The 19668-nt window shown below is 64.6% G+C and carries 37 protein-coding genes; 4 read left to right on the top strand and 33 right to left on the bottom strand.

The features are described from left to right. Positions 1–135: 135 nt before the first annotated feature. From BO74_RS09625 to BO74_RS09615, 3 genes are all read left to right on the top strand, one after another. Positions 136–273, top strand: coding sequence for a hypothetical protein (locus BO74_RS09625; protein ID WP_496441883.1), 138 nt, complete (start codon positions 136–138; stop codon positions 271–273). Positions 274–336: 63 nt separating this feature from the next. Beyond that, a complete protein-coding gene (locus tag BO74_RS09620) occupies positions 337–882 on the top strand; it encodes a BRO-N domain-containing protein (RefSeq protein ID WP_496441881.1) in 546 nt (181 codons plus the stop codon). Next, a complete protein-coding gene (locus BO74_RS09615; protein WP_496441880.1) occupies positions 879–1157 on the top strand; it encodes a hypothetical protein in 279 nt (92 codons plus the stop codon). Before BO74_RS09620 ends, BO74_RS09615 begins: the two co-directional genes overlap by 4 nt. Positions 1158–1270: 113 nt before the next feature. On the opposite strand, the gene BO74_RS09610 is transcribed toward BO74_RS09615, so the two are convergent. The 16 genes from BO74_RS09610 to lysC all read right to left on the bottom strand — a co-directional run bounded on the left by BO74_RS09610 (position 1271) and on the right by lysC (position 11854). After that, the gene (locus tag BO74_RS09610; protein WP_496441879.1) at positions 1271–1786 is read right to left on the bottom strand and encodes a phage virion morphogenesis protein; all 516 of its coding nucleotides are present in this window, start codon (positions 1784–1786) and stop codon (positions 1271–1273) included. Positions 1787–1898: 112 nt separating this feature from the next. Further along, positions 1899–3029 (bottom strand): phage head morphogenesis protein, encoded by a 1131-nt coding sequence (locus BO74_RS09605; RefSeq protein ID WP_496441877.1) that lies wholly within the window; start codon positions 3027–3029, stop codon positions 1899–1901. After that, positions 3029–4633, bottom strand: a complete 1605-nt coding sequence (locus BO74_RS09600; protein ID WP_496441876.1) for a DUF935 domain-containing protein — start codon at positions 4631–4633, stop codon at positions 3029–3031. Before BO74_RS09600 ends, BO74_RS09605 begins: the two co-directional genes overlap by 1 nt. After that, entirely contained in the window at positions 4630–6156 is a 1527-nt protein-coding gene (locus tag BO74_RS09595; RefSeq protein ID WP_496441875.1) for a terminase large subunit domain-containing protein, read from the bottom strand. The genes BO74_RS09600 and BO74_RS09595 overlap by 4 nt, the downstream gene beginning before the upstream one ends. Further along, the gene (locus BO74_RS09590) at positions 6153–6770 is read right to left on the bottom strand and encodes a DUF1804 family protein (RefSeq protein WP_496441872.1); all 618 of its coding nucleotides are present in this window, start codon (positions 6768–6770) and stop codon (positions 6153–6155) included. The genes BO74_RS09595 and BO74_RS09590 overlap by 4 nt, the downstream gene beginning before the upstream one ends. Continuing rightward, positions 6754–6990: a hypothetical protein gene (locus BO74_RS09585; RefSeq protein ID WP_496441870.1), complete on the bottom strand. Its 237-nt coding sequence runs from the start codon at positions 6988–6990 to the stop codon at positions 6754–6756. The genes BO74_RS09590 and BO74_RS09585 overlap by 17 nt, the downstream gene beginning before the upstream one ends. Beyond that, on the bottom strand, positions 6990–7244 hold the full coding sequence (locus BO74_RS09580) for a hypothetical protein (RefSeq protein WP_496441868.1): 255 nt from the start codon (positions 7242–7244) through the stop codon (positions 6990–6992). Before BO74_RS09580 ends, BO74_RS09585 begins: the two co-directional genes overlap by 1 nt. Next, the gene (locus BO74_RS09575; RefSeq protein WP_496441867.1) at positions 7241–7573 is read right to left on the bottom strand and encodes a DUF2730 family protein; all 333 of its coding nucleotides are present in this window, start codon (positions 7571–7573) and stop codon (positions 7241–7243) included. Before BO74_RS09575 ends, BO74_RS09580 begins: the two co-directional genes overlap by 4 nt. Before the next feature lie 15 nt (positions 7574–7588). Next, positions 7589–7828 (bottom strand): TraR/DksA family transcriptional regulator, encoded by a 240-nt coding sequence (locus BO74_RS09570; RefSeq protein WP_496441866.1) that lies wholly within the window; start codon positions 7826–7828, stop codon positions 7589–7591. Beyond that, a complete protein-coding gene (locus BO74_RS09565) occupies positions 7825–8124 on the bottom strand; it encodes a hypothetical protein (protein ID WP_496441864.1) in 300 nt (99 codons plus the stop codon). The genes BO74_RS09570 and BO74_RS09565 overlap by 4 nt, the downstream gene beginning before the upstream one ends. Next, positions 8117–8317: a hypothetical protein gene (locus BO74_RS09560; RefSeq protein ID WP_496441862.1), complete on the bottom strand. Its 201-nt coding sequence runs from the start codon at positions 8315–8317 to the stop codon at positions 8117–8119. Before BO74_RS09560 ends, BO74_RS09565 begins: the two co-directional genes overlap by 8 nt. Next, complete coding sequence (locus BO74_RS09555; protein ID WP_496441861.1) at positions 8314–8706, bottom strand: hypothetical protein; 393 nt, start codon at positions 8704–8706, stop codon at positions 8314–8316. Before BO74_RS09555 ends, BO74_RS09560 begins: the two co-directional genes overlap by 4 nt. Continuing rightward, a complete protein-coding gene (locus BO74_RS09550) occupies positions 8703–9959 on the bottom strand; it encodes a LamG-like jellyroll fold domain-containing protein (protein WP_496441860.1) in 1257 nt (418 codons plus the stop codon). The genes BO74_RS09555 and BO74_RS09550 overlap by 4 nt, the downstream gene beginning before the upstream one ends. Continuing rightward, on the bottom strand, positions 9956–11086 hold the full coding sequence (locus BO74_RS09545) for a hypothetical protein (RefSeq protein ID WP_496441858.1): 1131 nt from the start codon (positions 11084–11086) through the stop codon (positions 9956–9958). Before BO74_RS09545 ends, BO74_RS09550 begins: the two co-directional genes overlap by 4 nt. Further along, entirely contained in the window at positions 11086–11607 is a 522-nt protein-coding gene (locus BO74_RS09540; protein WP_496441856.1) for a hypothetical protein, read from the bottom strand. The genes BO74_RS09545 and BO74_RS09540 overlap by 1 nt, the downstream gene beginning before the upstream one ends. After that, positions 11594–11854, bottom strand: coding sequence for an Rz1-like lysis system protein LysC (lysC, locus tag BO74_RS09535; RefSeq protein WP_496441854.1), 261 nt, complete (start codon positions 11852–11854; stop codon positions 11594–11596). The genes BO74_RS09540 and lysC overlap by 14 nt, the downstream gene beginning before the upstream one ends. Between lysC and BO74_RS09530 the strand changes: the two genes are divergently transcribed. Then, positions 11847–12122 carry a hypothetical protein gene (locus tag BO74_RS09530; RefSeq protein WP_496441852.1) on the top strand — a complete coding sequence of 92 codons (276 nt, stop codon included), beginning with the start codon at positions 11847–11849 and terminating at the stop codon, positions 12120–12122. The two genes, lysC and BO74_RS09530, sit on opposite strands and share 8 nt — an antisense overlap. Here the strand turns inward: BO74_RS09530 and BO74_RS09525 are convergent. From BO74_RS09525 to BO74_RS09445, 17 genes are all read right to left on the bottom strand, one after another. Continuing rightward, positions 12095–12295: a DUF7940 domain-containing protein gene (locus tag BO74_RS09525; RefSeq protein WP_496441850.1), complete on the bottom strand. Its 201-nt coding sequence runs from the start codon at positions 12293–12295 to the stop codon at positions 12095–12097. The two genes, BO74_RS09530 and BO74_RS09525, sit on opposite strands and share 28 nt — an antisense overlap. Then, positions 12292–12819, bottom strand: a complete 528-nt coding sequence (locus BO74_RS09520; protein WP_496441848.1) for an N-acetylmuramoyl-L-alanine amidase — start codon at positions 12817–12819, stop codon at positions 12292–12294. Before BO74_RS09520 ends, BO74_RS09525 begins: the two co-directional genes overlap by 4 nt. A gap of 89 nt (positions 12820–12908) precedes the next feature. Beyond that, positions 12909–13343, bottom strand: coding sequence for a hypothetical protein (locus BO74_RS09515; protein WP_496441847.1), 435 nt, complete (start codon positions 13341–13343; stop codon positions 12909–12911). A gap of 9 nt (positions 13344–13352) precedes the next feature. Continuing rightward, complete coding sequence (locus tag BO74_RS09510; RefSeq protein WP_496441846.1) at positions 13353–13691, bottom strand: Mor transcription activator family protein; 339 nt, start codon at positions 13689–13691, stop codon at positions 13353–13355. A 3-nt stretch (positions 13692–13694) separates the two neighbouring features. Beyond that, positions 13695–14198 (bottom strand): phage protein GemA/Gp16 family protein, encoded by a 504-nt coding sequence (locus BO74_RS09505; RefSeq protein ID WP_496441845.1) that lies wholly within the window; start codon positions 14196–14198, stop codon positions 13695–13697. Between the two features lie 2 nt (positions 14199–14200). Beyond that, a complete protein-coding gene (locus BO74_RS09500) occupies positions 14201–14614 on the bottom strand; it encodes a hypothetical protein (RefSeq protein ID WP_496441843.1) in 414 nt (137 codons plus the stop codon). Between the two features lie 61 nt (positions 14615–14675). After that, entirely contained in the window at positions 14676–15089 is a 414-nt protein-coding gene (locus BO74_RS09495; RefSeq protein WP_496441842.1) for an HU family DNA-binding protein, read from the bottom strand. After that, positions 15005–15190 carry a hypothetical protein gene (locus BO74_RS09490; protein WP_496441840.1) on the bottom strand — a complete coding sequence of 62 codons (186 nt, stop codon included), beginning with the start codon at positions 15188–15190 and terminating at the stop codon, positions 15005–15007. The genes BO74_RS09495 and BO74_RS09490 overlap by 85 nt, the downstream gene beginning before the upstream one ends. Then, positions 15190–15543, bottom strand: coding sequence for a DUF551 domain-containing protein (locus BO74_RS09485; RefSeq protein ID WP_496441838.1), 354 nt, complete (start codon positions 15541–15543; stop codon positions 15190–15192). Before BO74_RS09485 ends, BO74_RS09490 begins: the two co-directional genes overlap by 1 nt. Beyond that, positions 15540–16439 carry a recombination-associated protein RdgC gene (locus BO74_RS09480; RefSeq protein WP_496441836.1) on the bottom strand — a complete coding sequence of 300 codons (900 nt, stop codon included), beginning with the start codon at positions 16437–16439 and terminating at the stop codon, positions 15540–15542. Before BO74_RS09480 ends, BO74_RS09485 begins: the two co-directional genes overlap by 4 nt. Beyond that, positions 16436–16966: a host-nuclease inhibitor Gam family protein gene (locus BO74_RS09475; RefSeq protein ID WP_496441835.1), complete on the bottom strand. Its 531-nt coding sequence runs from the start codon at positions 16964–16966 to the stop codon at positions 16436–16438. Before BO74_RS09475 ends, BO74_RS09480 begins: the two co-directional genes overlap by 4 nt. Positions 16967–16989: 23 nt before the next feature. Next, positions 16990–17253 (bottom strand): hypothetical protein, encoded by a 264-nt coding sequence (locus tag BO74_RS09470; protein WP_496441833.1) that lies wholly within the window; start codon positions 17251–17253, stop codon positions 16990–16992. A 91-nt stretch (positions 17254–17344) separates the two neighbouring features. After that, positions 17345–17686 (bottom strand): hypothetical protein, encoded by a 342-nt coding sequence (locus tag BO74_RS09465; RefSeq protein ID WP_496441832.1) that lies wholly within the window; start codon positions 17684–17686, stop codon positions 17345–17347. Further along, on the bottom strand, positions 17683–18084 hold the full coding sequence (locus BO74_RS09460; RefSeq protein WP_496441830.1) for a hypothetical protein: 402 nt from the start codon (positions 18082–18084) through the stop codon (positions 17683–17685). Before BO74_RS09460 ends, BO74_RS09465 begins: the two co-directional genes overlap by 4 nt. Further along, entirely contained in the window at positions 18081–18398 is a 318-nt protein-coding gene (locus BO74_RS09455) for a hypothetical protein (RefSeq protein ID WP_496441829.1), read from the bottom strand. Before BO74_RS09455 ends, BO74_RS09460 begins: the two co-directional genes overlap by 4 nt. After that, entirely contained in the window at positions 18382–18999 is a 618-nt protein-coding gene (locus tag BO74_RS09450) for a hypothetical protein (protein ID WP_496441828.1), read from the bottom strand. The genes BO74_RS09455 and BO74_RS09450 overlap by 17 nt, the downstream gene beginning before the upstream one ends. Beyond that, a partial coding sequence (locus BO74_RS09445; RefSeq protein ID WP_496441826.1) for a hypothetical protein occupies positions 19000–19668 on the bottom strand: 669 nt, incomplete at its 5' end. It lies immediately after the preceding gene.

The following is a 19668-nucleotide window of genomic DNA, read 5'->3' as shown; positions in this document are numbered from 1 at the left end:
GTCGGGTCGAGAGCGCCGAATACAACACCCTTCGGGGGAATGAGCGCCGGGTTCCTTAGGACCCAGTTGAGGCCCGACCGCCCGCACCGGCTACTAACCGGAGCGGGGCCATCAACTTAACCTAAGGAGGCCATCATGGCTGAGCAGCACCTCATCACCGCCGAGTTCTTCGGTTCCCCCGTTTCGATCATTGACCACGCCGGCAAGCACTGGCTGACCGCCGAACAGGCTGGCCGCTGCCTCGGCTACAACGAGGCCAATGCGGATCAATGAATTCGCAACCTGTACAACCGGCACGCCGACGAATTCACCGATACCGACACACGGCAACTCAATTTGAGTTGCCGTGACGGAAAGTCACGTCTAACTCGCATCTTCTCTGCCACCGGCTGCACCAAGCTCGGCTTCTTCGCCAACACGGCGCGCGCCAAGCAGTTCCGCGCCTGGGCGGCGCAGACGCTGGAGGCGTCCCCGGCGCCGGTCGCGCCCCCGGCCCCGCTGCCCGTGCTGCCGGGCCTGAAGATGACGCGGCAAAAAGAACGCCTTGCGCTGGAGATGTTCGTGGCCGGCAACGACATCGCCGCCACGGCCAAGGCCCTGGGGATTTCGCGGACCACCGCGAGCCTGGTGATCCACGGCAAGTACCAGTTCTCGCTCGGGTCCGGTGAGCCGGAATGCAGCCCGGAACTGATCGCCGCCGTGGCCGCGCGGCACCTGGCCGTCGAGCAGGAACGGCTGGCCGCGGCGCAGGAACGCGCGGCGCAGCGCTTCCTGATCGCCTCGAACAATCAGTCGCTGGCGATTGCGCTCGACGCGGTCGGCCGGCACTTGCTGCAAGCGCCAGCACTGGCGCTGACTGCACCGAAAGGGGGTGACGCATGAGCCGCGCCGACGTCCCCGATGTCCTGTATTCGTTAGCCAGCCGGCTGGGCGCGGTGCGCGCGGTGGTCTTCTCGGTCGATCAGGCGATCCCAGTCGGCGAGGCGGCCCGGCCGATATTGCGTGAACTGGAGACGGTGGGCCGGCTGATGGTGGCGGCGGACGAATTGCTGGCGCTGTGCGATGCCGACTGCGAGGCGCTGGAGATGGCATTTTTGGGAAAACCCGAAAAGAAAACGTCCTTCTCCCCGAGAGAGCGCCTATTGGGCGAAAGTTAACGCGGGGTTAACGCGGGGGTCTCTCCAATCTGGTACCCTTGTCGCCCCAGTCATGCAAAACACGCCCAGAGCGCGATTCTGTGGTTTTCGCCCCGGCCCCGCGCCGGGGTTTTTCATGGAGCCAGAAATCGCGCCAACAGATCGAGAGTGGTGCTGCGGTCCGAGGCCGAGAAGCCAAGGAAGGGGCGTGCGGGGATTTTTACGTTGCGGCCGCGTCCGGCCAGTCCGCCGAACTGGTGGACGGCGGCGCCGTTTTCCATTTCGCCGGCAAAGCGGTTGGTGCCGATGCTGACGCTGCTGCCCGCAACCTGGTAGTGGATGGTATCGGCCAGGACGCCGGTATCGACCAGCGGCTTCTTTCCGGCCAGCCGACGGCTGCCCTTGGCGGACAACCCGCCTTTCTTGGTGAAATTGCCTTTCGTGCTGTGCAGTATCCGGCGCAACACGCTGTCGGAATTTCCCGCCCAGCGCCGGCCCTCCGGCCCGGTGCTGGTTTGAAAACGTTGCTGGGTCGATTCGGCGAGCGCCTCGCCAATGCCTTGCAGCACGGGCGACGGGTTCTTCCCGCGGCGGATCAGCTGGCCCAGGCGGGCCAACACTTCATGGTCATCGACGGAAATGCGGAGCATGGTCTTTGTCTCGAGGCAGGGCTATACTGCAATCACCGGGGGGTTATCAGGCTGACTTGCCCAGGCCGAAAGGCTTGATGAGGTAACCAAGGTCGCCAACTTGGCCCCCGGATCAACGAATACGCACCGCCCCCTTGGGCGGTTTTTCTTTGGTATTGCGGAACAGCGTCAGCAGGTAGTTCTTGCCGCCGTCGGCGGTGCGCTTGATGGCGGCGCGATAGGCCTTTTCATCCGACCACAGGTAGATAAGCCGCTCATCGCCCTGGCGGTAGATCTGGCCGCTATCCAGCATTTGCTGGATCTTTCGATAGTCGGCCACGGTGATTTCCGGGTGCCGCGCTGCATGTTCCGCGGCACTGGCCTGCGAAAACGATACGACGCAGGTCTGGCTTTCGAGCAATGCTTGCGTTGCCTCGTCGAGCACGGCGACCGGGAACTCCCCTTCCACGCGACCGGACAGGAAGCGTTCAAACACCGGGGCCCCGCGCAACGTGGCGCAGTACTCGCGCGCGATCGGGCGAGCCGCTTTTTCCATCTTCTGACCGGTCGCCTGCAGCAGCGGAGCGACCTGCGCCCCAGGCGCATAGCCCCATCCCTTGTCGATTCCCGCCGGCGCACCGGTCGCTGGGGAAATGGCGTTCCAACCTTCCGGCGGGGCCGTGCTGTCGCCCTCGGCCGGACCGGCCGCGGCGGTGACGCGACAGCGGCAGCCCCAGCCGTTGGGGGGGTAATGGCTTTGCCAGAAGGCATCGTCCGCGGGCAAGGTCAGGCGCATGTCGCCCCAGCGTTTGTGCATCGGCCGCGGGCGCAGTACGCCGTCGTTGTGAATGTAACGCCAGTACGGAAACAGCTTTTTGAAGGCCGGATCGTTCATCTGCGCCCAGCGGGCGGCGGCATGGCTGCTGCGCAGGTTGGTTTCGTAGATGACCTTGGTGCGCCAGTCAAAACCGGCCTTGCTGCCTTCGCCCGTCCAGCCCTGCCAGCCGTGCCGGCCGACGATCTGCCGGAAATCCTTGCGGAAGGTGGCCAGCGTGGTGCCGGTGGCGATGGCCTTGTCGACGGCCTGGCGCAAATCGTCCAACAGATCCGCCTTCATCGCGCCGGCAACGACGAAGGCGCGGTCGTGCGCGGCGTGGCGAATATCGTCCCAGCGTTCGGTGGGCAGGTTCAGCTTCTGGCGGAAGAAGGTGATCTGCTCCTGGAAGGGCAGATCGAACCCGCCGTCGATTCCAACGCGAGGCATTATTTTCCGGCCAGCACTTCAGCGCGGCCGCGCAGGTCGATGACACTGAGCGCGGCCGCCATTACGCCGACCAATTCTTCGGCCGGCAGGCTGGCGTAACGCGCCAGCAGCATTTCGCGGAACTGTTCCAGGCTGTCTGCCGTGGCCAGCAGCTGCTCGATGTCATCGATCCAGCCGGCGAGCTGGGCGCCTGCGGCGTCAGCCAGCGCGGGCAGCAACCGGTCGGCGGTGTCCGGGGCCGGGACCAACGGGGCGGCACCGGACAGGGCTGCCAGCGCAGCCTTATCCGCCGGCGTGGCCTTGCCTGGCTCCGGGCGGAGTTCAGGGTTCAGCACGTTGGCCGGGGCAGCGATACGCAGGATCGGTTCCTTGTCGTCGGCCGGCTCGGGAATGCGCAGTTTGTCGTGTGCCCACGCGACCGGGATCTGCATGCCGACACCGACCAGCTCCGGCAGTGCCTCGGCGAAGAGCTTGATGTCCTCGGCCTCGCCGGTATCGAAGACGAAGCGCGGGCAACGGCGCAGGCCGTCGATGTTGCCGCGGTTGAGGGCGATGAGCGGGTAGAGCAGATCGCGCATGAGCGTGCCGGCGATCTCGCGGGCATCCGCCAGCAGGATGTCGTGGCGCACCTCCTTGTGCAGGTCGGCGTTGCCCGAGCCGATGCCTGTCGACTTGGCTTCCGCGCTCATGGTCTGGCCGAGAATAGTCTTGGAGATCGACCGTTCGGCCCAGTCGACCATCGCCAGGTGTGGCGTCGAGTCGCCGCCGCCGACGATCTTCTGCACTTCCAGCTCCATGTCCTGCGGCATGATGGCGCGGGCGTCGTGGCCCAGGGCCGTGACGGCGCGCATCAGGCTGGCCTTCTCCTCCTGGCTGGCGCCGGCGAAGTACTTGCCGAGGATGATCGGCAGGCCGAAGGTTTCCAGGAACTCGGCGAAGTCGCCGATCGCGTAGGCCTTGTACAGGAACGGCCAGGACAGCACGCGGTGCAGGCCGAGGCGGCCGAGGTAGCCGGTCTTGGCCTTGCCGTGGGTGTGGAAGACCCAGCCGAACGGCTGCAGCGGGGCCCCGTCAGCGGAGATGTCGCGCAAGCGGATCTCGCGGCGCGTGGAATCGAGACGGAACCACTCCTGGGGGCGCGGGAAGAAGGCCGGCAGCAGCTCGCCGCCGTCGCGCCGCCACTCCAGTTCGACGGGCGCGAAACCGTGGCCGACGCCGTCCATTAGCGCCAGGATCAGATCCTCGATCGGATCGACGGCATCTGTGAGGACTTCGGTCAGCCACTCGGCGTGCGCCTTTTCGGCGGCGCTGGCGTTACGCGGGGGCTCGATACTCCAGTCCAGGCCGAGCAGCGCCAGCTTGCGCTTGCCCATCTCGGCCGCCAGGTGCGCATCGCGCTCTTCCATGTCGGAGAACAGGCGGTGCTGCGCCCACAGGTCGCCGTTGTCGGCGTTGCGCAGCGTCGCCGCCAGGCGTGCCGGCGTTAATCCGTCCAGGTTGCTGGTCAGGTACTCGTTCTGCAGGCTGGACACGCGGGCGGTCTGCGGTTCCTTGAGGGCGCCCTTGTCGATGGGTTTGCCGTATTGGTCGACGATCTTGCTCACAACATTCTCCTGGAGGTACTGCCGGTGTCGTCATCGCTACCCGATCCGCGACGCGGGGCCGACTGGAAACCTTCGGTCGTGGCGATGCCTTCGGCGCGGCTGGCGGCGTAGGCGAGCAGGTAGGCCACGCCGGCGTCGCCGTGGCGTTGCTGGCCGTCCTGACCCTTGGTGCGGGTGTCCGGCAGCAGCGGGATACCCTTGATGACCTGAAAAGCGCGCAGATCGTCGAGGTGGTCGGCGTCGCGCACCAGTTCGGCGGTGCCGTCTTCCAGCGCGGCCTTGAACGGCGCGGTGTTGTCGCGGTACCAGGCTTGCGAGAGCATCACCGCCTCGATGCGCCCCTGACCCCACTTCTGCACGGCCTTCTCGGCGAGGTACTGGCCATTGCCGCGGGCGTCGAGCTTGCCGGCGAAGAGGCGCGGCAGGCGTTCGCCGATGTAGAACAGGGCTTCGCGCTGCTGGTCGAACGGGCAGTTCGAGAGTTCCAGGGCGAAGGCGAAGCGCCGGCGCAGGTTCTTGGCGACCTGGAACGGCAGCAGCACCGACAAGTCGCCGCTGCGCCCGAAGTCCATGCCGAAGCCGGAGCGCAGCTCGGGATCGAGCGTGGCCAGCACCGGGCGGACGTGGGTGTCCAGCCAGTCGCGCATTTCCGCGGTGCGCAGGTGTTCCGGCCACAGCGAGAAGTCGGAGGCCGGCGGTTTCCAGCGCAGCACCGGCGCATCGTGCATGCGCGCCTCGATCAGGGCACGGGAGAGCCAGGCGCCGCCGCTGTTGGTCGGCACGCAGTCGAGTTCTTCCTCGGCGGCCGCGCCGTACTGGTCGTAGATGCCTTGCACCCAGGCGTCGCGATCGGCAACCGTCGGCGTCTTGCCGGTGCGCAGGCAGACACGCTCGTACAGGCCGTCGGCGATCGCATCGCGGAAAGTAACGCGGTGCAGGCTGTAGGGCTTCTTGCCGGCGCGGATGTCGAGCACCAGCTGGTTGAACTCGTTCTCGGCGCCGTTGTGCGTGGTGATGACATGCACCTCGCCGCCCCAGATCAGCAGCGCCAGCGCGGCCTTGAGCAGTTCCTTCTGGTTCTGGTGGAAGGCGAACTCGTCGAGGATGACGCGGCCCTGCTTGCCGCGCAGGTTGCGCGGGGCGGAGGAGAGCGCCTCGATGCGCCAGCCGGACTGGAAGCGCAGGGTATAGACGAAGATCGACTTCTTCTCCTCGCCCTCGAACCAGACTTCCTCGCTCTCGGAGATGTCGCCGGCGGCCAGGCTGTAGGCCTTGGCGAACGAGGCGCAGTCGGCGATGAACTCCTTGGCCATGTCCTTCATGTAGCCGATGTAGAAGGCGTTCATGCCCGAGGCCGAGGCGGCGAGCAGTGCGGTGTCGGCGGCTTCGCCCCAGGAGAGGCCAATCCGGCGGGACTTCTCCATCACCTTGACCTGGGCGCGATCGGCGCACCAGCGCTGCTGGTACGGCAGCAGCGCCATCGGCGTGCGGGCTTCGCGGGCCTCGGTCGCGCCGTTGATCACTTGCCGACTCCGAGGATCTTGGCGCGGATCGCGTCGGCCGACTCGTCGGAGAGGCCGGTGGCCTTGTCGGAATCGACGGCGCCGGCGGCACGGGCGCGGGCGCGCAGCTCTTCGAGTGGTGCGGCGATCTGCAGCTTCCTGACCGTGGCGTAGCCTTCGAGCAGCTCGGCCAGCACCATGCCGCGAGCCGGGGCGGCGTTGCCGGCCCAGACGGCCAGCGCCTTCAAGGTGTCAATGGCGACGGCCTGTTCGGACGTTTCCGGCATGAACGACTTGGCCGCCACGCGCAGCTTGGACATGGTGTCGCCCAGCGAGGCCACGGCGTCGGCCGCGGCGGCCGGGTCTTCGATCTCGCCGACGCGCTCCAGGAGCGCCTCGCAGCGCATCAGTCCGGCAGCGATGATACGGCCCATCGCCTGCTCGATGCCGCCGCCGGCGACGATCAGGCTGGCGGCGCGGAACTTGTCCCAGTCGTCGCCATCCTTGCGCGCGGCGACGAACCAGTTGCGCGCCGTGGCATACGGCACGGCCACCTTGTCGGCGGCCGCTTCGAGGGGCAGTCCGCCGATGTAGGCGGTGCGTAGTTCGAGGCGCTTTTCAGGAGGGTGTGCCATTGCGCTTCTCCTCCTCGATCATTTTTAGGAGATCGGCTGGAATGCGCTTCAGCTCCTCAAGAAACAGCTTCACCAGCGCCCGATCATTGGCCGAGAGATCCTTCAGCCAAAAATCGTAAAAGCCTTGGAATCCTTTTACTTTGCCCGACATGTCTTTGATCAGGATGGCATGGGCGATCACCGAGACGGCACTTCTTTGGCTTTGGGATACCCTGGCCATCACGCCTCCCCGGGGAACTTCGCCCGCAGCGCGGCGACATCCTTGCCGCGCTCGGTGCATTGGGCGATCTCGCCGTTCCAGCGCACCAGGCCCATTTCGGCCAGCCAGCCAAGATCCGCGCGGATGAGATCGGCGCTGCAGGACAAGCCGTGGATCGTCTCCAGCTCGGACCGCAGGCGCGCTACGGTCAGCGCCGGTTCGAAGGCCAGCGTGGAGAGCAGCGATGCGCGCCGTCTCTTCTCCTGTTCGGTCATGGATTCATTCCTCGTTGGGTGATCTGGTTGAGGATCAGGCGCAGGGTGTCGGACTGGCCGCGGTTCTCGCCGACCAGCTGATTCACGGTCGCCGCCAACTCGTTGATCGACTCGTACACCTTGGCGATATCGGCGTGGCTGGGCGCCGCGTCAGCACCCGCCTTGAGGCCGGTGACGGCCTTGCCCAGATCGTCGACTTCGTTGGCCAGCTGCGTGACGCGCTCGTTGGTCTTGTCGCTGCGCTTCTCCAGGTACAGCCAACAGCCGAGGGCAAAGGTGCCGAGCATGTTGACGGCCTGCAGCCAGGTCTTGAGCGTTTCGAGATCCACTGTGTTTTTTTCCCTTCAGGATCGGATAAAGGTGACACCGGCCCGTTCCAGGTCGGCCTGGCAATCGACGCAGGTCTGCACGCCCGGCAGCGCACGGCGGCGCGCCTCGGGAATCGGCCCTTCGCACACGCGGCAGACGAGGGCGGAGTCATCGACGGTCTTGCCGTCCAGCCCGGCACGGCGGGCCTGCTCGGCCAGGGTATCGGCGCGGTCTTGTTCTTCGCGCTCGGTGGCGCGGTCAAATAAATCAGTCATATGACACGGCTGCGTTGTACGTTGATGACGCCTTCAGCGGCGCCGGCATTGGGGGCGGACAGCTCCCAGCGGTAGGCCCACAGGCCGTGTACGGTGAGCGGGATGTCGGCGTGGTAGTTGCCCAGGCCGTCGCGCACGATCGTGGCGTCGGCGCCGTAGGTGCTGGCGGTAACGCTGCCGGCAGCGGATTTAACGCGCAGCACGAGGCCGCCGGGATCGGCGATCGCTCCGGCGATATCGGCGACGCGCAAGCTGATGCGGGCGACTTGTCCGACGAGGTAGGCGGCTTCAGACATGCGACACCTGGTGCGTAAGGGTGGTGAGCGGACGGGCGGCAACGCCCAGCCGTGCCGCGGGGGTATCGCTGCAGGCCAGGCTGGTTACCGGCCGGACGGACGCGGTGAGGCGGTACAGGTCTGCGCGGGACCACGCCGCCTTGAATTGCGCTCTGCCGCTTTGCCAGGCCGGGACGAACTGCGCCTTCATCATGTGATGCTATCCTCGTTTGACAGGGCGAGGCCAAGCCGCTCCAGCGCCGCGTGGGGCGGCTGTGCGGAGACATCGACGGCGGAAAACAGTCGCACGATGTCGTCGTAACTCACTGCCATCCCGGCGTCGTGCGCGAGCGTGCAGACGTGATCGGGATGACCGGCGAGCGGAGCGTCGGTCACGTCGACAGATAACAGCGGCAGCAGGTCGGCAAACGCGTCCTCGATCAGCCCGGATGAAATCCAGTGCGTCGGCGGGTAGTCGCCGGTGGGCGACAAAGGCGTAGTGAACATGCCCGATCCGCCTTCCCCGGCCAGCGTGGCGCAGAGGGATCGAGCCAAATCGACGTGATCAACTGGCACGATCATGCAGCGATGGACCCATCTCATAGCGTGACTCCTGATTTGTAGGCGAGGTATTTTTCAGCGGGGGTGAGGTGGTTATCGTCGGTTTGTGCGCCTCGCACGATCAGGCCGTAGAGGTGGCCTTTAAACGGAATCGATGCGCCATTACGGCGTCCGATGTAGAGCGGATAGTTGCCGAAGTTTCCGGTGCCTTGGTCGATTGTCCACTCTGTCGCAGCCGTCGATCCATTCACGCGCAGCAGAGACTGATCGCCAGAGATATTTCCGATGCCCGTCAATACGGCGGTTTGTGTGGTCGGATAGGTTCTGGGCGATACCACGGCAAATGCCCCGTCAACCGTGCCGCGCGATCCAAATAGATATTGATTGGTCCCGCCAGCTGGCGCATACAGAGAGAACGCCCCGGCATTGGCTAATCGGTCGGCTGATAGTTCCACCACGATCCCTGCCGCCGCATCGCTGTTTTTCTGCACGCCAGCCAACACCGTCATTTTGTCGGTGGCAGTGAAATCGATGGACCCGGTTGACAGGTAGTCATCTACACCGTCGAACGACAAATAATATTTACCGGACGAATCCTGCTGTAGCGTGGGTCGGCTGGCCGCGGTCAGTTGTCGTGCCGCCGGGGCGTAGGCGGTGATTTCGAAATCGAATACGTCGATATATTCGTCTGCTGCACCGAACATGTAGAAGCCGAATAGATATGGCACCCATCCGTAGCTGTTGGGGGTAATTGGCGCAGCCGTGTAATTTATTGCGACGGTATTTCTCGTGAGGGCGGACGTACTGGGGATTTCGCCAAACCAGAGGGGGTTTACGTCCCGCCATTTGTAATATGGCTCACCGGAAAATCTGGATGCGTTGTTCGTTTTTGATTTGACTGAATATTTGAAATGAACAACGCAGCCAGGCGGCAGTGAATATGCGTTCGCCCTCGGAGCAAACCCCACATAGGTACTTGTGGAATTGCGCGTGATGCGCACTGTCCCGTCGGCCAATTGAACAGCGGTTGGAGTGCCTGCGGAAGCACTGTTATAGCCGGTCCATTTGGCGTTATCTAACAGGTCTGCTTTCGTGATTTTGAAAATCTCGGCTCTACGCGCATCCAGTATCAGCCCTACCGGCTGACCAACCGCCGTCACGGGCGTCGTCCCGTAGGCGTCCTGAAACAGCGTTGACAGGTCGCTGGGGTCATACCAAGCCCCTTGCTCACCAGCCGAGAACAGCGTCTTGACCATGCTGGACAGCCCGGTCAGCGGAGAGAAAGCGGGGATCATGCCGTTTGCCCTGCGACAATCGCCGTATCGGCAGCGGGCGCAAACACGGTCAGCGCGGCATACTGCCCGGCGGTCTTGAGCATCCCGCCGAATCCTACGACTGTCGATCCGGCCCCGGCCACCAGACTGATTTGACCGGCCCCCCCCTGCACGATCATGCACGAAAACGCCACGGGCAGAGCCGCCGTAGTGATCGTGACCGCCGCCGCGGCGGTGCAGTAGAGCAGCCAGCCGTCATCCTCCGCAGAGAGCGTATAGGCTGTGCCAGCAATGGTCTTCACGCCGAGCAGCGCTCCCATCGGGCCTTGCGGCCCCTGTGGGCCGGGGGCTCCGTCTGCTCCAGCAGGACCAGTTTCTCCGGGGTCGCCTTGCGGCCCCTGTGGGCCGGGGGCTCCGTCGGGTCCGGCGGGTCCGTCGGCTCCGTCTGCTCCAGCCGGGAGCGTCAGGTCGAGCACCTGCGCTCCCGGCTGCCCGGTGATGGTTGCGCCCGCAGTCGTGCCCGGTGGCGCCGTGGTGACCGTGCCGATGGTGAGGCGCGAGGCGTCTGCCGCCGCTGTCGCGGAGGCTTCGGCTTGTGCGGCGGATTCATCGGCACTGGCACGCGAGAGCGCGGCCGATTCGGCAGCAGTTTGCGCCGATTCGGCGTCCGCTCCGGTCTGGAGTCTGTCGGCAGCGGTGGCAAGGCGATCGTCTGCGGTGGCGGCGCGATCCAGCGCGGTCTGCGCTTTGTCCTGCGCGGTGCTTTCTGCCGCGACCTGTGCCAGCATGGCTTGATGTACGGCAATCGCCGCCGAGGCCGATGCATCGGATTCGGCGATGTAGCCGAGGGGAATCCCCGAGACAACCTCCGATGTTTCAACGACCCCGGCGAAGACCAGCGCCTCTTGCGGGGATTGGGCGTCGGGCAGGTAGAGCAGCAAAAATCCGGGGGCGCCAACAGACAGCGCGGAGACGCTGGATAAATCGAGGCTAAGCGTACCCGTCGCATCGGTGCTCGCGCCGACGGTCTTGCCCGCCGGGGAGGCGATTTGAGAGGGGTCAGTGGAGTCCCACCAGCAGGCGGTGATGCCGAGTAACGACGCTCGTGGGATGCGGCCGTTAAACAGTTGCAGACGGAGGCCGATCATTAAGCTCTAACCTCCAGCAGCGGCGGCACGGCCAGCGCGGCGACGACGTCGTCGGGCGCGGGGATCGAGGGCAAATAGCGCGGCCGCCAGCCGGCCTGCAGCCACAGGGTGGCAGAGAGCGCCGAGCAGATCTTCAGGGCGTTGTCGTGAGGCGGAAGCGGCACGCCGAGCAGCCGGTTGAGCGCGATGCGCACGAGATCCATGACGTCGTAGCCGATCGGCGCGCCCAGGGTCTCCCAGATCGCCGCCTCGATCGACAGGCCGATCTCCGGCGGGGAGAGGAAGACGTCGAAATCGGTTCCGGCGTACTGCGAGAGCGGCGTGAGGAACGCGCCGCTGGCCTTGGCTTCGGCGACCACCAGGCGGCGGTGCGCGCCGGCGCCGCACCACAGGGCGATGGCGGTGTGCGTATAGGGAGAACCGGTCACCCAGCGCGTCAGGACAGGCAGGAAGCCGTGCTTCTTGCGCAGGGCGATCAGGTCGCCGGTGCGGATCAGGTCGCGGGCGTCAGCGTAGCGCATCAGTGGCCTCCAGCCAGTCGAGCAGCGCCTGATGCCGGTCCCGGCATTGGTGATACGCCTTGGCCGTCAGGATGTGGTTGGTCAGCAGATCCGTCAGCGCGCCGCTCTCCGGCGGCGACAGCGGCGGACACGGCTCCAGGTGCGTCGCCGGCGGCAACAGCTTCGGCGCCTGCATTGGCACGGGTCCAGAGGCGCAGGCCGTCAGCATCGAGGCGGCAAGCGTCAGCCACAGGATGGGTTTGCGCATAAAGAATCGCTCCCTGGGTGATGCCGTTGAAAAGGATATCGGTGGCGCTGGAGCGCTGGACGGCCGCGCGTTCGGCGAGTTGGCCGGCGGTGGCCTTCTGGTCGTGCTGGTCGACGGCGGCGACCAGGGCGGATTTCTCGCGTGCCTGCTGGTCTTGTCGTTCATCGGCCCTGCCGAGAAAGTAGCCGCCGATGGCCAGGACGAAACAGACCAGCAGCTCGAAAAGGATGCGCTGGGCGGTCATTGGGTTTTTTCCGGCGTGTTCTGATGCACGATGCGCGCGGCGATGACCAGGATCGCCGCCCACTTGACCCAACCTTCCGGCAGGTAGGTGCGCACGGCCGGCAGGTAGTCGTAGGCGGTGGCCAGCAGCGCCGTCGCCGCGGCGAGTTGCACCGAGAGGAAACGCCAGGCGCTGCGCCAGTCGGGGATGAGTTTCACGGCGCGTCTCCCGGGGGCTGCATGCCGGATTCCAGCCATTTGGCGACGTCGAAGCACGGGCAGGTCTTGAGCCATTCGAACGGCTCGACGATGCCGTTCTTGTTCTGATCGGGCGAGAGGTCGCGGTGGCCGACGATGCGGGCCGCCGGATAGGTCTTGCGCAGCGTGCCGATCAGCTCGGCCAGGGAGTTCCACTGGTCCGTGGTGAATTGGTCGGTGCCGACCAGGCAGATGCCGAGGCTCTTCTGGTTGAAGCCGGCGACGTGCGCGCCGACTTCTTCGACACTGCGCCCGGTGGCGATGCCGCCGTTTCGGTAGATGACGAAGTGGTAGCCGATGGCGGCGAGTTCCGGGTTGAAGCGCTGCCGGGCTTCCGGCGCACGATGGAAACCGCGCTTGGCGTGCCAGCCGTCAATAACCTGGGCTGGGGGAAGGAATCCCGGTGTGCCGGGCGAGCCGCGGAACAGCCCGTCGCTGTTGGGCGAGGCGCTGCAGTGGATGACGATGAGAGTGATGGGGCGCATGCGCACAGGCTACGTGCGCGCGCGATGCTGATCAGCTAAAGGGCTTTAAAGAAAACGCCTCAGCTGTGCGTGTTCTTGGCACCCAGACGCTACTTGGCTTGAATATAGGCGTTGGAGACTTTTGACTCGGAATCCGTGCAGACAGAAATGCAGGGGGATTTTGCTATTGATACTTCAGTCCAGACATCGAAGCGGCAGATGTGTCCAGAAGCGTGGTATTTGAACGGGATCGATTCTGGACGATCGGAAACCTTCAGCGCAACAGAAACGACCTCTTTCCATCCGCGTTCACGCTGGTCCGTAAGGCTCGCGGCACGAATTGCAACCGCTTCAATCTGTTTCAGATCTCCCCAATAACGCCCGATGCCAGGGCACGCGGTTATCAAGGTGGCAATCCCGTTGGCAGCGGCCTTCTGGTCGCCGGCACTCATGCCGTCAACTTTCTTGAATACCAGTTCCTTCCCCGAGTTTCCGCAGGCGGAAAGCAGCAATGCGATTACGCAGAACAGAACTGATCTTTTCATCACATCTCCTTAAAAGAGCGCCCCCTGCCGTTTCTTGATCAACTCGGCTCGCACGGCCTTGACGATCTGGTAGATGCGCATCACGGATCGATCATACTCTTTCGCCAATTCCACGTGGTTATGCCCGTTGAAACGCTCGAAAATCTCCAGGTCGCGCCGGGAGAAGTCGTAGACGACGCCTTTCGGCATGTAGAGCGGCTGGCCACCCCAGTGCTCGCGGATATGTTCTGCGGCGGCAAATCCGATGTCTGCTGCCTTCTCGGGGTCGACGCCGTGTTCGCTGAGCTTGAGCGCGACCTGGTCGGCCAGGTCGGCAAGCAGTTCGGGGTATTCCGTGGCTTTCGACATGCGTCAGGCTCCGATCTTTCGCGCCCACGATTCGAGGATCTTGATGATCGTCATCAGTTCGTCGGCGGCGCAGGTTTCCAGGGGTTTCACGACCTTTCCGGCGACCTCCGGCGAGTTCAAGCCGGCCGCCTGGCGGGCGATGCCTTCGACCCAGACTTTGGGCATGACTTTGACGGGTGGGGTCTGCAGCGCACCGATCTTCTCCGCGCAGCGGTAGATCTTCTTGCCCAGCGCCTGGCGTTCGCCCGTTAACTTGAAGACAAAACCCCATTCATTAACGCGCTTGCGGGGCAATGATTCAGGCGCGCCCAGGCGTTGCAGTTCGGCCAGCACGGCATCAGCGGCGTCCTGCGTCATCAGGGCTGTGCTCGATGTCACCCCGGCGACGCGCTTCAACAGCGCGCGGTAGGTGGCTTCGTCAAGCCCGAGCTGGCCCTGCTTGATCTTGATGGATTGGCGCTTCTTCTTGAGGCGGTCGTGGTAGCGGGTGGCGGCGGAGACGGTCATGATTATGCCTCCGTAGCCGGCACGATTTCCACCGATTCGCAGACGCGGCACAGGTGGTTGATCGCAGCTTTACCGCTCGGCCAGGAGATGTCGTAGGTGACGAAGGTCTTGTTGTAGTACGGGTCTTTGGCGACCGCGCGTTTGCCAAAAATCTTCTCCATCTTGGCTTTGAAACTGGGTGTGCAGGCCAGACGCGTCTTCTTGTTCAGAAACTTCTGCTCCGGAAACTCTTTGCTGCCTAAGCTCCACTCGCCGCCCCATTGGCCGTTGATGTACGTAACGATACGGAACACAAGCGGTTTGGCCTGTTCCACGACCAGCGCGATGCGATAGCCGTCGCAGATCAAATGAACCCTGCCCCAGGGCGATGTCAGATCGGCGATCAGCGTGTCTTTCTGTTCTTTCGTGAGTTTCATCGTGCGTTCCTCCTGTCGGCTTGCCGGATGGCCCTGTTGCCAAGGCCATCGAGCCAGACGACTACTTGGCGACGGCGTCCTTCAACGCCTTGGCGGCCGAGAAGGCCGGCACGCGCCGGGCCGGGATCTGGATTTCTTCCCCAGTGGCCGGGTTGCGCCCGGTGCGCGCTCCGCGGTCCTTGACACCGAGCTTGCCGAGGCCCGGCAGCGCGACTTCGCCGCCCTCGAACAGTTCGGCGGCGATCACGTCGGCGGTGGTCTTGAGCACGGCCTCGACGGTCTTTTTCGATTCGCCGGAGACGCTGGCGACGGTGAGGATGAGTTGTTGTTGGTTCATGGGTTTGCTCCTTTCTGAGCGGGTTTGGAAGGGTTTAATCGGGTTGAGTCGGTTTAAGGCTGATCGGCCAGATAGACCTCGAAGGTCTCGGTGATGTGGTTGTAGAAGACCTCGTCGACGCGGTGGTAGTCGTTGCACGCCCACGGCGCCATCAGGAACATCCCCGCCACCGGCGTGAAGGGGATGCGCCCTTGGGCGGAGCGCGTACCGTCCTTGTTGCACAGAAGGATGGCGAACATCACGCGACGTTCCCGGCCGGCACGGGCAGTTCGGCCCAGTGCGTGACATCGATTGCGATGGCATCGACGGAGAACCACATCTCGCCGTTGTGAAAGCCCATCCAGACCGGTTCATCGTTATTCCGCAGGGAAACCAGCACCGTGGTGTCTGAGTCCGGCAGGGCCGTGTCGACGCTGATCCAGTTCACCAACGACAGATCCTTCACGGAGACGCCTTCCAGGATCTGTTCCGCCCGTTCGATGTACGGATCGAGCGGTTCGCGGTCGATGCGGTTGTCCATGCAGTCGGTGAAGAGATCGATGGTCTCGACGAGATCGCGCAGGGCGTGCGCCAGCAGTTGTTCGCGGGTCACCACGCCTCCTCCTTCATCTCACCGCCCAGCGCCTCGACCAGATCGGTCAGCATCTTCGCCAGCTCGCCGGTCATCAGCGCGAATTCGCTATCGAAGCGTTCGTCCTCGTTTTCGGCCTGGCCTTCCGCCGCTTCCTTGAGGATGTCCAGGAACGCTAGCCGCTTGAGCCGCAAGGTGTCCGTGAGGACGAACGAGATCTTGTCGGCCCAGGTCATGCCGAGCCGGGTGGCGACCTTGCCGGCGGCGATGTGCTCCGGAATGTCATCGCCATCGAGCGCGTGTTTGGCATAGCGCATGGTCGCGCGTTCGGCCGACTGCAGCTCGGTGTCCTGGTCGATCGTGAATCCCGCGGGCGCCTCGCCGTCGGCAAGCCAGCCGGTCATGGCCGAGACCGGGGACTGAACCACCTTGACGGGCTGGATTTGCAACGGACAGCCGGTCTTGTGCAGCTGATCGATCAGTTCGTCGGCCTGCGTCGGGGAGGCAGCATCGATGACCAGCCAGCCATTGACCGGATCAATCCAGGCCAAGGTCCGGTACCGGCGGATGAAGGCCTGCGGCAGCAGTGTCTTGAACGCTTCGTCCTGCAGCTCGCGGAATTCCCGGCGACCGACGCGCCGGCCTTGTTCGCTTTCGATCGCTTCCTGGCGCTCCTGGGCGCGCTGCCGGACCACGGACGCCGGCAGAAGCCGCTTTTCGACGCCCAGGGCGATCAGCCACTGCCGGTTCGCGGCGTGAATGAAGGCGCCCCCTTCGCGGGGAGGAATCCAGCCGATACTGGCAATCTCCGCGCCATTGCAGGGCTGCAGGGCGTTGTCGGCGAGCCGGGCTTCAACAACGTCGAACGCAGCATCAACGCCAAAGCGGAAAATCTGAAGGTTCTTGAACCACATCATGCCACCTCCGTCAGTTCGGTCTCGAACGGCGTGACAAAGAAGTCCTCGCCCTGGCTGATGCTGATGCCGGCCACGTGCGCGACGGCCTCCGGCTCGTTAAGAATGGCTTCCTTGTTAACCTCCTCTTTCTCGCGGATGAAGCGCTTGAGGCCCAGCCGGCGCAGGAGGTCGAGCACCGCCTCGGCGCCAGTCACGCGCACCGACGGCGGCCGGGTGCGCCAGCCGATCTCGCCGGTGGTCAGCTGCGCGCTCTTGATCTTGCCGTTGTTGGTCAGCGCGTCGCGGTTGGCTTCGCACCAGACCTGCACGCCCTGCGTCAACGCGTTGATACGCTCGCGGCGCGGTTCGGCGATGGTCTCGAACTCTTCCTTGACCCTGGCCAGCGTGTCGTTCATGTCGGCCTGGGTGCGTGCCAGGTCGCGGTTGAGGGCGCCGATCTCGGCGATTGCGGCCGCGACTTGTTCGCGGGTCTGCGGAATGGCGATGGCGGCAGCGGTTTTCTTGATGCGGGTGGATTTGGTAGCCATAGGGGTCTCCGTAAAAAAAGGGGTTAATAAGGGGCGAAGGGGCTGATCGACAGGCGGGCGCAGCGCGGACACAGCCGGTTCTGCGGCCCGACCGAGGCAAAGGTTTTGCCGCAGCACAGGCAGGTGCGCGGCTTGCGGGCGTTGGCCCGGCGGATCGATTCCACGCAGGCATGGACGGCATTGGTGGAGCGGTTCAGCGCGTCGCCGATCTGCTGCAGCGTCTGCCCGGCGCAGCGCATCTTCCAGGCGGTTTGCCGGTCTTCCGGCGTCCAGGCACGGCGCGTCATGGCCGCCCCGCCACGATCCAGGCCAGCCGCCACGAGTAGCGCAGGGCGGTTTTGAAGCGCACGGCACGGCAGAGCCGCGGCACAAAAGACATCAGGCGCATGCGACCTCCTCCCAGAGGATGTCGCAGCCGTGACGCTGGGCGATCCACAGAAAGACAGTCAGCGCGCCGTCGTGCCGCCGGCCGATGTTGGCGCAGTCGTCCTTGCACAGGATGTGCAGCCGCGGCGACGGGGCGACGGTGATTTCCGGTCGGCAACGGCGCCGGCGCATCGACACGCTGATCACCGCGAAGCCTTCGCCGACCAGCCAGTGCAGGCAGCGACGGAGGTTGTCCAGGTGCTGGTCGAGTTCGGCCAGCGCGGCGGCCCGTCTGTCTGGCGCAGGTTTGGTTGGAGCGTCTGGCGACGGAGATAAGGCAATAACGGCACTCATGATTTCACCGTTGATTGGCATGAGTACAGTGCTGCGACGTGGAATTCTTCGCCGTCCGGCAAGACAACGCGATAACCTCTCAGAATCGCCCGAGCAACGCTTGCCAGCGAGGAATAGTTGGCTCGATTCGCTGATCCCCGCAGGTGGATCAGCGCGGCATTCCAGGCATCCACATCAAATTCTCCCGACGGGAGACCGAGACCGCCGAGCGCGCTATAAACGTCGATGGAGCACACCAGCTCGGCGCCGTCGAGCATTATTTCAAAGTTGTAGTGTGCGGACGGGTTCGGCTGCAGTTCGTCTTGGTCGCACCCATAGGCATACGCGATACGGTTCCCGTAGAAGTCGGGCTCCTTACCAATGCGGCGCAGGGCCGATGTTTCTGCTGATAGCATCATGATTTCACCTCCGGTTTGTGCGGACAGGTCTGGCAGGCCAGCCACTGGGTTTCGGCATCGGGGAAGCCGTGCGGGCGCGGGCGCAAGGCGATGCGCCGGCAGTGCTCGGGCGGCTTTTCGGCGCCATCGACCGGGCAGATGCGCAGGTCGTAGCGCTTGAGGATGGCGGCTTCGATGGGCTGCCGGTCGGCCGGGTACTTGTTCGCGAGGTACAGCGACACGGCGGTCCGGCTGTAGCCGATCTCTGCGGCCATCGTTTTTTTGGTGACGCCGCGGGCCAGCTGCGCCTGCAGGAGGTCAAACGCGCGCGTCATCGCTGTCCTCCTCCTTCGCTTCCTGCATCGGCAGCACCAGATCGGAGTTCGGGTCATACACTACCCGGGCGCGCGGGCGCACCACCGGCGCCTTCGGCCCAAGGTCCATGACCCGCGTCCACACCACACGCCCGCGGCTTTGCCGCGCCGGCTGGCGTTTTTCCAGACGGACGATGACGCCGGCGCGCTCCAGTCCGGCGATGTACTTATAGGCGTTGACGTGCGCCGCCTTCTCGTCGCCGCTGGCGTGCGTGTTCAGCAGCTCGGCGAGTGTGGCCACGCGGTGGGTGTGAAAATGCCACCAGATCCGCTCACGCAGCCCGGCCGTCTGCTTGCGCGGCCGCTCGCCGGCTTTTCCGGGGGCGATCGCCTCGCCCGAGTCGGCGGCCAGCTTTCCGGTGTCCGTCAGCACATAGACGCCCGGGGCGAGACCGCCCGTCTCGGCACTGCGGCCGGTGCGGGTGCGCACATAGCCGCGTTTCTTGAGCACCTGGACGGCCTTGACCAGCGCTTTCCGGGGGTGCCCGGTGACCGCCGCGAGGCGGTCGAGGTCATGATTCCCGTCGGCGATCTCCGACAGGACTTGTGCGGAAATCCCCATTTAGCGCGCTCCCCGCAGGGTTTTCGGGGCGATCTTGGGGATCAGGCCCTGCTCGTGGTCGATCACCAGGGTGACGCCGCGCACATCGTCCAGGTCGATCCGCGAGGAATCCTTCCGCTTGGCAATGCGCTCCAGCGTGCTGATGGCGTTCTCGATCAGGCGGAACTTGCCGCCGGTCTGCTTGTGCACCAGCTCGCCGACGCCGTCGCCGATCGTCACTTCAGCCAGTTCGCGCACGAAGGTCACCGTGTCGGCGAGGCCGGCGTTCTTCATCTCCTCCTGGTGGCTGATCCGCGTGCGGATGTGCGCCGAGTCGGAAAACCGCGCCTTCTCGGAGTTGTGGCAGACCAGCAGGACGAAGGTGTTTGACGATTCGCCGAGGTTGCGCAGGTACTCGATGCCGGCCGCGTCGGTGCGCTGCCAGCGCATGGAAAGGCCGAACTGGGCCTCGTCGAAGACGATCGGCGAGCGCGATTCCTTGAGCGCGGCGATCTGGTCGGCCAACTCCGCCGAGCGGTTGCTCTTGTGCTTCAGGCCCAGTTGCTGGCTGATGCTCCAGATCAGGCCGTCGAGGTTTGAGGTAGGCTGAAAAAAGTGGAGTCCAACGTTTCGTAAAATGTGAGGAACGGAGGACAAGGATGGAACGACTACCGAAAGGGATCTACACGC

The organism is Propionivibrio pelophilus DSM 12018, from assembly GCF_059569095.1.
The sequence above is the reverse complement of the archived record's forward strand: the minus strand, read 5'-3'. Positions and strand labels throughout refer to the sequence as shown.